At 71.9% G+C, this 12,875-nt stretch carries 6 protein-coding genes; all 6 read right to left on the bottom strand.

The genetic code is table 11. The annotated features are described in order from the left end of the window. Window positions 1–13: 13 nt before the first annotated feature. Genes ABZU25_RS17975 through ABZU25_RS17950 form a run of 6 tightly spaced genes read right to left on the bottom strand, consistent with a single transcriptional unit; the run spans window position 14 to window position 12,830 of the window. On the bottom strand, window positions 14–841 hold the full coding sequence (locus ABZU25_RS17975) for an alpha/beta fold hydrolase (protein WP_355030460.1): 828 nt from the start codon (window positions 839–841) through the stop codon (window positions 14–16). Continuing rightward, window positions 829–2,328 carry a GMC family oxidoreductase gene (locus ABZU25_RS17970; protein WP_355030459.1) on the bottom strand — a complete coding sequence of 500 codons (1,500 nt, stop codon included), beginning with the start codon at window positions 2,326–2,328 and terminating at the stop codon, window positions 829–831. Before ABZU25_RS17970 ends, ABZU25_RS17975 begins: the two co-directional genes overlap by 13 nt. Before the next feature lie 5 nt (window positions 2,329–2,333). Then, window positions 2,334–6,842 (bottom strand): amino acid adenylation domain-containing protein, encoded by a 4,509-nt coding sequence (locus ABZU25_RS17965; protein WP_355030458.1) that lies wholly within the window; start codon window positions 6,840–6,842, stop codon window positions 2,334–2,336. Window positions 6,843–6,859: 17 nt separating this feature from the next. Then, window positions 6,860–11,110, bottom strand: coding sequence for an amino acid adenylation domain-containing protein (locus tag ABZU25_RS17960; RefSeq protein WP_355030457.1), 4,251 nt, complete (start codon window positions 11,108–11,110; stop codon window positions 6,860–6,862). Further along, window positions 11,107–12,288 (bottom strand): cytochrome P450, encoded by a 1,182-nt coding sequence (locus ABZU25_RS17955; RefSeq protein ID WP_355030456.1) that lies wholly within the window; start codon window positions 12,286–12,288, stop codon window positions 11,107–11,109. Before ABZU25_RS17955 ends, ABZU25_RS17960 begins: the two co-directional genes overlap by 4 nt. Beyond that, window positions 12,285–12,830, bottom strand: a complete 546-nt coding sequence (locus ABZU25_RS17950) for a DinB family protein (protein WP_355030455.1) — start codon at window positions 12,828–12,830, stop codon at window positions 12,285–12,287. Before ABZU25_RS17950 ends, ABZU25_RS17955 begins: the two co-directional genes overlap by 4 nt. Between the last annotated feature and the right edge of the window lie 45 nt (window positions 12,831–12,875).

Genomic DNA, 12,875 nt, shown 5'->3' with positions numbered 1-12,875 from the left:
CCAGCCCTTCCGGTCAACACTGGTACGAGACATGAACTCCCCCATTGTTCTCGTTATGGTCTGATCTATCCGGTTGGAGCAGGTCGGCGGCGATGGCGTGCGGCACCACCCCGTCGGCGTCATGCACGAAGAAGTGGCCCCCATCGAAGAGCCGGACCGAGGTGTCAAGGCTCGACTGGTGCCTCCAGGCAGCCAGTTCCTCGTCGTTCACCGACTCGTCCGCGGTGCCTCCGTAGACCGAGATCGGTAGGCGCAACGGATGCTCCGGCCGGTAGGTGTGGTTCTCGGCGATCGCGAAGTCGGCCCGGAGCATCGGTATCAGCGGCATGAGCAGGGGCAGCTCGTCGAGCACCTCGACCGACGTCCCATTCAGCTCCCGCAGGCGACCGAGCAGGTCACCCACCGGGGCATCGTGGACCGGCGGCTCGCGACGCGGCAACTGCGGCGCCGGTGCCGCCGCGACGATCAGACGCTCCGCGGGCGGCAGGTCGAGACGGCGCATCAGTCGGCACACCTCGAAGGCCACCCCGGCGCCCATGCTGTGACCGAACCAGGCGTGCCGCTCGTAGAGCCACGGTTCGAGGTCTCGCACCAGGGCTGGCACGAGCTGATCGATGCGCTGAAAGGGTCGCTCGGCGAGCCGCGACTCCCGGCCCGGCAAGCGGATCGCCACCACCTCGATGTCGGGGGCGAGCAGTTGGGCCCACCGCCGGAAGGTGGCCGCGCCACCGCCGGCGTGCGGCAGGCAGAACAGCCGCATCGCCGCGCGCGGGGCCGGCCGCCAGCGGACGGCCCACCGCTCCGGACGCGGGGTCCGCCCCGCGTTGATCACGCCATCCATACGGCCACCCGTTCCGCGAGGCAGATGCAGATGAGGTTCGGCGGGACACCGGGTACCGCGGGCATCACCGACGCGTCAACCACCCGCAGCCCGCCCACACCGTGCACCCGGCAGTACTGGTCGACGACCGCCGTCCGGTCCTCGGCCGGCCCCATCCGGGCCGTGCCCACCGGGTGCCAGGTCGGCGACACGAATGTCTTCACCGCCGGCCGCAGCAGCGCATCGTCACCGACCATCCGATCGGTCCAGGCGATGACGCGGTCCACCAACGGCGACATCGCCGGGCCGGTCAACGTCGCCCACGCCAGCCGCACCCCGGCCATCAGCCGATCGACGTCCTCGGTCCGGGCCGCCAGGCCCAGCCGGATGTCCGGGGGCGCCTGCGGGTCCGGCCCGACGACCCGGACCGAGCCACGGGACGTCGGCCGCATCAGCATCGTCGACACCCCGACCGCCAGACCGCCGCCGAGCGCCTGCCCCACCAGCGGCAGCCCCTCGGCGGGTACGTTGCCGAGCAGGAACAGCGCGACGTCGCACGAGCCACCGGTGGTGGACGCCCGGGCCATCACCTCGTGCCACTCCCCACCGTCGTGGCACACGCCGGGGCGGGGCCGGGCCCAGAGGGCGACGGCCGGGTGGTCGGCGAGGTTCGCCCCGACGCCCGGACTGTCCACAGTGGTCTCGATGCCGCACTCGTCAAGCACCGTACGAGGGCCGATCCCGGAGCGCTGCAGGATGGCCGGGGTGTGCACGGCACCGGCACACAGCGTCACCCGCCGCGCGCCGACCAGGTGCGCGCGCCCGTCGGAGACGACCCGCACCCCCACCGCCCGGCCGTCGGCGAGCAGCACCCGATCCACAGTGCTCTCGGTCCGCACGGTCAGGCCCGGTCGATCACCGGCCGCCAGCAGGTGACTGTCCAGCACCGAAACACGCAGGCCTTCCCGAAGGTTGCGCGGCACCACGCCCGCGCCCGGCTCGTCACCGGCGTTGAGGTTCTCGACCCGGGGCAATCCCAGTGCCGCGCAGGACCGGAGGAACGCCGACGACACCGGGCTCAGCTGCTCCTGCGCCGGGCGCGCCGCCGGGACCCGGCCGTACCCGTGCCCCCCGTCCGCGAGCAGGCGGGCGAAATAGGGCTCGACCCGGTCCCAGCTCCACTCGGGATTACCCGCGCCGGCCCACCCGTCGAAGTCCGCGGCGGACCCACGGAACGCCATGGCGCCGTTGACCGTCGACGAGCCGCCCAGTCCGCGCCCCAGCGGGTAGGGCACCCGCCGTCCCCCTGCCTCCCGCTGCCAGGCCGGGTGCTCCCAGTTGGCGCCGCTGAGCACGGGGTGTCCGGTCCGGTCCACGGGGCCCGCTGGGCCGGCCTCCAGCAGCAGGACCCGTCGCCCGGCGTCCTCGGAGAGGCGGGCGGCGAGCACCGCGCCGGCGCTGCCGGCGCCGACCACGACGTCGTCCCACTCCGACTCCTGAACGGCCATCGTCGTCATCGGACCGAACGCCCGTCCAGGGCTGCCGCGAACGCCGCCACGGTCGGGTTCTCGAACAACACCTGCAGGCCCGCCTCCGCCTCGGGCAGCAGGGCGAAGGCGTCCCGCACCCGGGTGAGGATGTGCACCGCGTGCAGCGAGTCCCCGCCCAACTCGAAGAAGTTGTCCTCCACGCCGAAGTCCGCCCGCCCGAGCACGTCCCGCCAGATCTCCACCAAGGTCGCCTCCGTGCCGGTACGCGGTGGCGTCGCCGTCGTCGGCTCCACCACGTTCCAGGGGTCCGGCAGGGCGGCGAGGTCGGTCTTGCCGTTGGCGCTCAGCGGGATGTGGTCGATGGGCAGGTAGTGGTGCGGGACCATGTAGTCGGGCAGCAGCTCCTCGACCCCGGCGCGCAGCTTCGCCGCGTCGACGCCACCACCGTGCGGCGCCACCGCGACCAGGACGTGCTGGGCCAGGGCCGCGGTCACCGGCCGGTCGCCGGGGATGGCCGCCGCCTGGGCGAAGCCGGCCGCGGTCAGCTCCTCCCGCCACTCGGGAGCGGTGAGCAGCGGAAGATCCCGCTGCCCGGCATGTCGGGAGAACCCCTCCAGGAAACCGACGGTGATGGTCTGCAGGAGGGTGTTCTCGGTCCCTTCCAGCAGCACCAGAACGCCGCCGGGTGAGAGCACACCCCGCAGGTGACGCAGCGTCAACGAGAGGTCTCGCGCGTCATGCAGCACGTTGGCCGCGACGACGACGTCCATCGAGCCCCGCGCGATGCCCTGACCAGATGGCTCGCGGTCCACGTCGTACGGGGTGAAGTCGACGAACGGGTAGTCGGCGAACGCACGCCGAGCACGCTCGGTGAAGAACGTCGAGACATCCGTGAACCGGTACCGCACGCCCTCCCCCGGTAGCGCCGCAAGCACGTGCGCCGTGGTCGCCCCGGTGCCGGCCCCGACCTCCAGGACGCGGGTCGCCCCGGCGGCGCAGGCCCGCGCCACCACGGCGGCGACGACGGCGTTCTGCACCAGGGAGACCGGGTTGTCGGCGTAGAGCATCCCGGTGACGTGGAAGCCGCCCTCCGGCATGAGCAGCTCCAGCGGGCTGACCCGCCCCCGCAGCAGGTCCAGTTGCCGCTCGGCGCAGGCCGCCAGGTAGTCGGCGAGGACGCGGCCGGGCCCGGTGGCGGCGAGGTCGGCGAAGCCCGCCCGAACCGTCGCGTCCAGGGCGGCCAGGTCGAACGGTTCCCGGCAGCGGTACCGGTCGGACCCCGTTCGGTCGAGCAGCCCCTCGCCGGCCAACGCCTCAAGCCAGTGGCACACCAGGCCCCGGTGCTCGGTCCGGACGCCGCCGCCCGCCACGATCTCCTCGGCCGTCACCTCCGCGCCGGCCCGGTCGAACGCCCCGAGTTGGGCGAAGGTGCGCGCAACCACGGGCAGACAAAGCGACGTCAGGGACGCCCAGACCCCGTCGAACTCCACCAGGTCCGTCTTGCGCAGCTCCGACTCGTTCGCCAGCGCATCCCGTCCACCATCCAGCAGCTGCTGCCAGCCGTACGGGTCGAGCGCGCCAGCCACCTGCGCCTCGCCCGCCGTCGGCACCACGTACGCCACCAGGTGCCGTCGCCCGGTCGCCGGGTTGGTGTCGACGCGGACCAGTGCCTCGCCCACCCCGGGCTGCTTCTCCACGGCGGCCGTCACCTCGCCGAGCTCGATGCGGAATCCGTTGATCTTTACTTGGAAGTCCTCCCGGCCGAGGAACTCGATGTCGCCGCCCGGCAGGTACCGCCCGAGGTCGCCGGTGCGGTAGAGGAGTTCACCGGTGCGCGGGTGGGTGATGAAGCGCTCCGCCGTCCGAACGGCGTCGTCCCGGTAGCCGCGGGCGAGGCCGACGCCGGCGATGAAGATCTCGCCCACCGCCCAGATCGGCCGCTCACCGAGCCGGTGGTCGTAGACGTGCAGTTTCTGATTGCGCAGGGGCCGGCCGTACGGGATCCGTACCCAGTCCTCGGGCACTGCCGCGACCGGGTAGCAGACGGACCAGATGGATGCCTCCGTCGCGCCGCCCAGACTGACCACCTGCGCCTGCGGGAAGTGCGCTCGTACGGCGTCGGGCAGGCCCACCGGGATCCAGTCGCCACTCAACAGCGCCAGCCGCAGCGGACCGGCCGCGGCGGCGCCCTCCGACTCGAGCCAGAGCCGCATCAACGCCGGCACCGAGTTCCAGACCGTGACCTGGAACCGGGCCACGAGCTCGGACCAGTGGACGGGATCGTGAGCCGCCGAGGCGGTCAGCACCACCACGGCGCCACCGGCGGCCAGTGGTCCGAAGATGTCGTAGACGGACAGGTCGAAACTGAGGGCGGACACCGCGAGCACCCGGTCCCGCCCGGTGACGGAGAACCGGTCGTTGATGTCGAGGACGGTGTTGACCGCGCCCCGGTGATCGATCATCACGCCCTTCGGCGTGCCCGTCGAACCGGAGGTGAAGATGACGTACGCCAGGTCGGAGACGGCCGGTCCGGGAGGCAACGTGCCAGCCCGCGCGGACCCGGGCCCGAGGTCGTCCACCGCCAGGACCGTCACTCCCTCGGGCCAGTCGAGGTCGTCGCGGTGCCGACGGTCCGTCACCACGACCCGCACCCCGGCCGACTTCATGAGCTGGTCCCGGCGGGCGGTGGGCCACTGCGGGTCCACCGGCAGATAGGGCGCGCCGGCGGCGACCACGCCGAGGACCGCGCAGACCTGGTCGGGGTGCCGGGGCAGGACCACCGCGACCGGTTGGTCCCGGGTGGCGTCGAGCGCCACCAGTCGCCACGCCAGCTCCTCCGTCCGCCGGAGCAGGGCGCCGTAGGTGAGGCAGCCGTTGTCCGAGAGCACGGCGTTCCGCTCCGGATCCTGCCGGGCCCGCGCCACGAAGAGGTCGACCAGGGTCCGGTCGGAGAGCGGGCCGGCCGTCTCGTTGGCCACGCGCCGCTCGGCGAGGTGCGCGTCGGGTGGCGCGGGCGCGAGGTCGGGGTCTTCCCAGCCGCCGTCCGGTCCGGCCAGCCGCTCCAGCAACGCCGCATAGCTGGCGAACATGTCGTCGAGCAGGCCCGCAGGGAAGAGCGCCTCCACCGCGTCCCAGTTGTAGACGAGTTGTCCCGCCTCCTCCGTCACCTGGTGGTCCAGCCAGACCTGCGGGGTCTGGCTGATGCCGTAGGTGTAGGCACCGAACCAGGCCATGTTGTTCGGCGCGTCCGACTCGCCGTTGAGCCCGAGCGCACTGGTGAAGACCACCGGCATCGAGGAGCCCGGACCTGGGCCGTTACGCCGCAGCCGTTCCCGCAACACCCGGACGCCGCTGAACGACAGGTGCTCCAGATCTCGCATGAGCTGGTCCTGCACGGCCCTGGCCCGATGGGCGAACGGCAGGTCGGACGTGTCCTGGACCTCCAGCAGGGTGAGCGAGGTGAAGTCGCCGATGACCTGCGCGAGGTCCGGGTGGGTCTCCGGACGGTTGAACAGGGTCACGTTGACGGTGAAGTCGGGCTGCTTGGACCAGAGCCGCAGGACGTCGGCGAAGGCGGCCAGGAGGACGGCGGACGGCGTCACGCCGCGCTCACGGGCACGCTGCTTGATGGCGCGCCACCGGTCCGCGGACAGGGCCGCCCGCCGCCGGGTGAACTCCGTGCGGTCCAGTTGGGCCGGTTGCCGCAGCAGCGGCAACTCCGGTGCGGGCGGAAGGTCGTCCACCCGGGACAGCCAGTACGTCTCGGCTGCCCGGTAGCGCGGTCCCTCGCGCTCGGCCCGCTCGGCAAGGACGTGGTCCCGGTAGCTGATGGCCAGCGGCGGCGGCACCTGGTCCGGGTTCTCGTAGCAGGCGCGCCAGTCCCGGAAGAACAACTCGAAGCTGTACGCGTCCATGATCAGCAAGTCGAGGCTGATGTGCAGCCGCACCCTCGATTCGTGCCGCGAGGCGCGGATCTCGAACAGTGGCCACCGATCCGGTGGAAGGACCTGGTGCGCCATCTCGGCCCGTACCCCCGCGACGTGCGCCCCGTACGCCCCGGCGGAGGCCGAGGCGAAGTCGTCGAAGCGGATCCGGTAGGCCGGCGTGTCACTGAGCACCCGCTGGGTGCCGTCGGAATCGATCACCGCGCGCAACATGTCGTGTCGCCGGATCACCGTCGCGAGGGCGGTCTCCAGCCGCGCCACGTCGAGGCCCTCGCGTTCGAGTTCGAAGTAGAAGTGGGTGGCCACACCGCCGAGGTCGAACGCCCGGTTGTGCCCAACCCAGTAGGCGTGCTGGATGTCGGTCAGCGGGAAGGGCAGGTACCGATCCTCCGGACGGGGCACCAGGATGTGCTCCTCGGCGGTGCCGGCCACGCGCAGCAGCGACACCAGCTCGTCGCGGCGACCGCTGATCTGCTCGCGCAACTCGGCGGTGAGTGCGCCCGGGGGCGCCTGCACCTGGATCCGGTCGTCCACCAGTTGCAGCCGAATACGCCGCCGGTGCAACTCGACCAACAGGTCCTGTTCCATGGTTGATTCCCCTCCTTTCATCGGTCGACCGGTCGGGGGGCGGTGAGCGCGTTGGCGACCGCCCGTACGTACGGGCCGGTGAGCACGCCTCGGTGGTCGGCGTCGAGCACCTGTTCGGTTATCCGGCCGGTCGTCCGGGCTGCCCAGCCCCAGTGACCGGCCGGGCTCGCCCCGTACTCGGGGAACTCGCTGACTCGTCCCCGCCCCGCCCGCAGCAGCACCAGGTCGGCGGAGACCACCGGCGCCGAGTAGGCATGGCAGGCCACCACCACCCCCCGGAACACCGCCCAGGTGGCGGCGAGGTCCGCCGGGCCGACGCCGAGATCCCGGCCCAGCCTCTGCCGGGCGATGGCGAGCGCCCGGTCGAGTTGCTCGGCGGCCGGCAGGGCCGCCAACCGGCGCCGCTCCTCGATGTCGACGCTGGCCGGGTCGAACCCCAGGCCCAGGTCCTCGACGAACCAGAGGAGCAACGTGGCGTCGTCCGGCACGAACGGCACGCCGGGCGCCGGCGCGTCGATCACCGCGAGCCGTTCCACCGTCTCGCCCCGCTGCTCGAGGCGGTGCGCCAACTCCAGCGCGATGGCGCTGCCCGAGGACCAACCCCCGAGCCGGTACGGCCCGTGCGGTCGGATCTTCACCAGGGCGTCGAGGTAGGAGTCCACGAACGCGTCGATCGCCCGCAGCGGTGCTCGTCCGACGGCCGGCCCCGGTGCCTGGAAGGCGTGGCACGGACCGTCGAGGTGCTCGGCCAACTCCCGGTAGCACAGCACGTCACCGCCGGCAGGGTGCACCAGGAACCAGGGTTCGCCGACGTCCCGACCGGGCAACCGCACCAACGGGGACCAGCCGACCTGCCCGGCGTCCACGAACTCCGCCAACCCCGCCACGGTCCGCCGCTCCAGCAGCGCACCGAGCGGCACCACCGCGCCCAGGCGCTGGCGGATCAGGTTCAGCGCGCGGAGGGCGACGAAGGACTGCCCGCCAAGATCGAAGAAGTCGTCGTGCACGCTTACCGACTCCAGGTCGAGCAGCCCGCACCAGATCTGGGCCAGCGCCGCCTCGGTGGCGGTGCGCGGCCCGGTGTGCGGGCGGCGGGCCGTTTCCGCCAGCGGGGCCAGGCCGGCCAGTGCCGCGCGGTCGACCTTCCCGTTCGCAGACAGCGGCAGGTCGTCCAGCACTGTGACGACGCTCGGCACCAGGTAACCGGGGAGCAGTCCCGCCAGGTGGGCGAGCAGGCCCGCCGGCTCCGGCGCGCAGCCCTGCTCTGCCACCACGTAGGCGACCAGTTGCTGCGCCGAGCCGACCCGCCGTGCGATGACAGCGGCCTGCCGGACCTCACAGTGCGCGGCAAGCACGTGCTCGACCTCTCCGGGTTCGACCCGGAAACCCTGGATCTTGACCTGCAGATCGGCGCGGCCGAGGAACTCGATCTCCCCGTTTGGCAGGTAGCGCCCGAGGTCGCCGGTGCGGTAATACCGCATCCCGGTCGTGGGATCGGTGCAGAACGCGGCGGCGGTACGGTCGGGGTCGCCGAGATAACCGCGGGCGACACCCACGCCGCCGACGAGGAGCTCACCGGTGACCCAGTCGGGAAGGTCGCGAGTGAAGGCGTCGACGACCCGCCAGGGCTGGTGGCTCAGCGGCCGACCGTAGGGAATGCTCGCCCAGGACGGGTCCACCTCGTCGACCGGATGGTGGATCGACCAGATCGACGCCTCGGTCGCGCCGCCCAGGCTGACCACCCGCGCCGACGGCGCGACCTGGCGGATCTGGTCGGGCAGGGACACCGGCACCCAGTCACCACTGAGCAGCACCGTTCGCAGCCGCGGCAGCGTACGCCCGGCGGAGAGCGCCGCCTCGACGAAGAGCTGCATGATCGCCGGTACCGAGTTCCATACCGTGACGCCGTGCGCGATCACGTGCTCGACCCACGCCGCCGGGTCGGTGCCCGACCCTGGCGGCAGCACCAGGGTGCCCCCGGCGGCGCAGGTGCCGAAGATGTCGTAGACGGAAAGGTCGAAGCAGAGCGACGAGACGCCGAACACGATGGCGTCGGCATCGACGTCGAACCGGCGGTTGACGTCCAGGACGGTGTTGAGTGGCCCGCGATGGTCCAGCACCGCGCCCTTCGGTGCGCCGCTGGACCCCGACGTGTAGATCACGTACGCGGTGTCCGTCGAGGTTCGCCGGACGACGCGCGGAGCCGGGGAGTCGGTCGCGGTTGGGGGCCGGTCGGCCGCGATCACCGGGCGGTCAGTGAGGTCGGCGATGGCGGACCGTCCGTCGCTGGCGGTCAGCGCGGCCCGCACCCCGGCCTGTTCCAGCAGGTACCGGATGCGGTCCGCCGGCCACCCCGGGTCGATCGGCAGGTAGCTCCCACCCGCGGCAAGGACGCCGTACACCGCTGCCACCTGGGCGACGCTCCTGGTCATGACGACCGCCACCATGTCGCCTTCCCGGACACCGGACTCGACGAGCTGGCCCGCCACGGCCGTCGCCCGCTCGGCCAGTCCGCGATAGCTGACGGTGCCATCGGGCCCGACCACGGCCGGGTGGTCCGGCCGCTCCGCGGCCCAACCCGTCAGGGCGTCGTGCAGCAGCCCCGCCGGGACGACCGAATCGCTGTGGTTCACCCGATCACGCCGCTCGCGCTGCGCCGCCGGGAGCAGGTCCAGGTGCTCCCGTTCCCACGCCTGGTCCTTCCCCGCCAGCAGCTCGATCGCGGTACGCAGGGCCGCGGCCATGGCGTCGACGAGGCCGGCAGGGAACATCTCCTCGATCAGGTCCCAGACGATCCAGAGGGAGCCGTCGCCCTGCTGCCAGAACTGGTTGTCGAGGAGCACCTGGGGCGTCTCCAGATGGCTGACGACGGGGCGGTCCAGCTCACCCATGAACAGGCCACTGCCGACCACGAACGGGCACACCGCCCGACCCGGGGTACGACGGACCTGATTCAGCGCCTGGAGGACCTTGACCCCGCTCCAGTAGACGTGGTCCAGGTCGGACATCACCTGCTCCTGAAGGCGCAGCGCCCGCTGGGCGAAGCTCTCCCGGTGTCGCCAGTCCACCTCCAGCGGGTAGAGGGACGCGAAGTTGCCGACCACCTCGCCAATCTGGGGATGCATCGGTAGGCGGTGGGTGACCATGTTGTTGAGCAGGAAGTGTCGCGACCCGGACCACTGGGCGACCACTTCCGCGTACGTGCCGTAGAGCGCGTTCGTGGGGGTCAGCCCGCGGGCACTCGCCCGCTGCTTGAACGCGTCCCAGGTGGCGGTGTCGATGACGAACTCCCGCCGGCTCAGCCGGGCCCTGGTCCGCGTCTCCACCCCGGATACCAGCGGAACGGCCGGGGCGTCCGGCCAGGCGGCCATCCGATCGCACCAGTAGGTCCTGGACCTCTCGCCCAGCGGTGACCGCTCCAGCTCGGCCAGCGCCAGCACACAGTCGCGGTATCCGATTTCCAGCTCGGGCAGGACGAGCCCGGCATCGCGGTAACGGCGTAGCACGGACTCCAGGAACCGGCCCGTTCCCGGACCGTCGCTGAAGAAGTTGTTGTTGTTGTAGTGCAGCCGGACGCGGTCCTTGCCGTAGCGGGTGAGCCGCACGTCCATCCAGGGCCACCGGTCCAGTGGCAGTTCGGCACGGCGCATCTGCTCCCGTACCCGGGCGATGACCTCAGCGCTGTGCGCCTCATCGAGGTGCCGGCTGTCCTCGATGGTCACCCGCAGCGGCGCGGGATCGCGCACGGTACGCAGCTCAAGGTCGTCGCCGACCACCACGATGCTCTTGCGCTGGCGGCGCAGTTCCGCGTTGAGGGCGGCCTCGAACCGCTCCGGGTCGAGGTCGGCGAAGTCCAACTCCAGGTACTGGTGCGGCCGGACGTGGAACTCCAGCTCCTCCCGTCCACCCAACAGGAAGGAGATCTGCAGGTCGGACGGGGTGAAGGGCTCGTGGAGCCGGTCAGGTTCCGGCACGATCACAGGCAACGCCTCGGCGTCGCGGGCGATGTCGCCGGCGGAGGTCAGCCAGCGCACGAGGTCCGCCTTGTGCCGGACGAGTTCGGCGCGTAGCTCCGTGCTCATCCCTCCGGCCGGCGCCACCACCTCCAACCGCTCGTCGGGCAACAGGCGGAGCCGGACACCGTCGCGGGCGAGACGGGCCAGCAGGGCGGGGGTCGCCGCCGCGACGTCGAACGCGTTGCCGGACGGCCGGTCGGGCTCGGTCGCGACCGCCTCCCTCCCGTTCCGCGTCGGCGGAGTCATTGTCATCTCAGCGCCACCGGCAGGCTGGTGAAGCCCCGCACGTGCGGGTTGGTCCGGCGCTGCGGCTCACCGGCGGGACGTAGCTCGGGGAACCGGCGGACCAACTCGCCGATGGCGGTGGCGCCCTCGATCCGGGCCAGCGGCGCGCCCAGGCAGAAGTGGACGCCGCGGCCGAAGGCGACGTGGTTGTTCGGCGCCCGCCCCAGGTCGAGTTCGTGCGGATCGGTGAACGCCCGCTCGTCGCGGTTCGCCGCGCCGAGCACCACCCCCACCATCTGTCCCTTGCGCAGGGTCTGCCCGTCGATCTCGATGTCCTCCACCGGTACGCGTCCGGAGAGCTGGATGGGTGCGTCGTAGCGCAGCAACTCCTCGATCGCGCTGTTCAGCAATCCCGGCTCGGCGCGCAGCCGGGCCAGCTGCGCCGGGTGTGCCAGCAACGCGCCGACCCCGTTGCCGATCAGGTTGACGCTGGTTTCGAGGCCCGCCACGGTCAGCAGGATGCACATCTCCAGCAGCTCGATCCCGGTCAGCCGCTGCCCGGACTCCTCGGCGGCCAGCAGCGCCGAGATCAGATCTGGCCGAGGGTCTCTGCGACGCATCGCGATGATCTCGCCCAGGTACGCGGTCAGCTCGTCGTCCGCCTGCTGCCCAGCGGCTGCCTGTTCCGGTGTGGTCGCGTGCGAGACCGGGTCGATGGCCCCCATCATGGTCGTCGCCCACCGGCGGTAGCGGTGCTGTCCCTCGGACGGGATGCCGAGCAGTTCAGCGAGCACGATCGCCGGCAACGGCCCGGCGAAGTCGGCGATGAGATCGATCTCCCCGCGTTTCTCGGCGGTGTCCAGAAACTCGGTGACGAGCTGCTGGATCCGGGGACGCAGCCCTTCCACGACCCGGGCGGTGAAGGCACGCTGGACCAGGCCGCGCAGCCGGGTGTGGCCTGGTGGGTCCATGGTGAACATGCCCGCGCTGCGGTCGTACCCCGGCGCGGGCTGGTATCCGTCCCACCGGGACCGGTCGCTGGACATCCGCGGGTGCCGGAGCACCGCCAGCGTTTCCTCGTGACCTGTCACCAGCCACCGCTGCGCACCGTCGAGCCAGAGCACCCGACCCTTGTTCCGGAGGACGTCGTACAGCGGGTAGGGGTCCGCGGGCAGGTGCGTCAGGAGCCCGTCCAGGTCGCTCATGCCGGCGCCTGCCCGGTCCGGCCGGCCACCGACGACCGCATGTGCGCGAGGTGTTCGCCCTGGTGGTCGATCATCATGTCGACGATCTGGTAGAGGGATCTGGTGCCGTCCGTGATGCCCGGCGCGGCCGGGGGCACGATGTCCAACTGTTCGTCGGTCAGCTTCCGCAGCACGTCGACAGCCCCGCCGAGGGACTCCTGCATGCCGGCCAGCAGGTCCCCGTCGGCGGCGCCGTTGTCGTGCTGGCCCGACCCGTGCGGGTGCGGGTGCGGGTGCGGGTGCGGGTGCGGGTGCGGGTGCGGGTGGGAGTGGGAGTGGAGGTGCTGCGGCGCCGGAGCGCCGGTGTCGGTCGTGCGGACCAGCCAGCCGAGAACCTCCGGGGCACCTTTGGCGAGGTGCGCGAGTTCGTCACCGACCGTCGATCCGTCGCCGTTCGCGCTCGGCGCGGACAGGCCGTCGGTCGACAGGTCACTGACGAACGCGACGAGGTCGGCGTTCAACTGCTCGAACCGGTCGATCAGCGGCTCGTTTCGCGTGCTCATGGCAACTCCTCGCAGTAGGGGTGGGGCCGGTCTTGTGGTGGTGGG

It is taken from the genome of Micromonospora sp. NPDC005215, assembly GCF_040607915.1.
Taxonomy (GTDB): Bacteria; Actinomycetota; Actinomycetes; order Mycobacteriales; family Micromonosporaceae; genus Micromonospora.
Note: the sequence above shows the minus strand (reverse complement) of the source record. Positions and strands in the feature narration are given on the sequence as shown.

Coding starts and splice junctions, on each gene's coding strand:
- ABZU25_RS17975 (WP_355030460.1), bottom strand. CDS start 841: ATGGATGGCGTGATCAACGCGGGGCGGACCCCGCGTCCGGAGCGGTGG.
- ABZU25_RS17970 (WP_355030459.1), bottom strand. CDS start 2,328: ATGGCCGTTCAGGAGTCGGAGTGGGACGACGTCGTGGTCGGCGCCGGC.
- ABZU25_RS17965 (WP_355030458.1), bottom strand. CDS start 6,842: ATGGAACAGGACCTGTTGGTCGAGTTGCACCGGCGGCGTATTCGGCTG.
- ABZU25_RS17960 (WP_355030457.1), bottom strand. CDS start 11,110: ATGACAATGACTCCGCCGACGCGGAACGGGAGGGAGGCGGTCGCGACC.
- ABZU25_RS17955 (WP_355030456.1), bottom strand. CDS start 12,288: ATGAGCGACCTGGACGGGCTCCTGACGCACCTGCCCGCGGACCCCTAC.
- ABZU25_RS17950 (WP_355030455.1), bottom strand. CDS start 12,830: ATGAGCACGCGAAACGAGCCGCTGATCGACCGGTTCGAGCAGTTGAAC.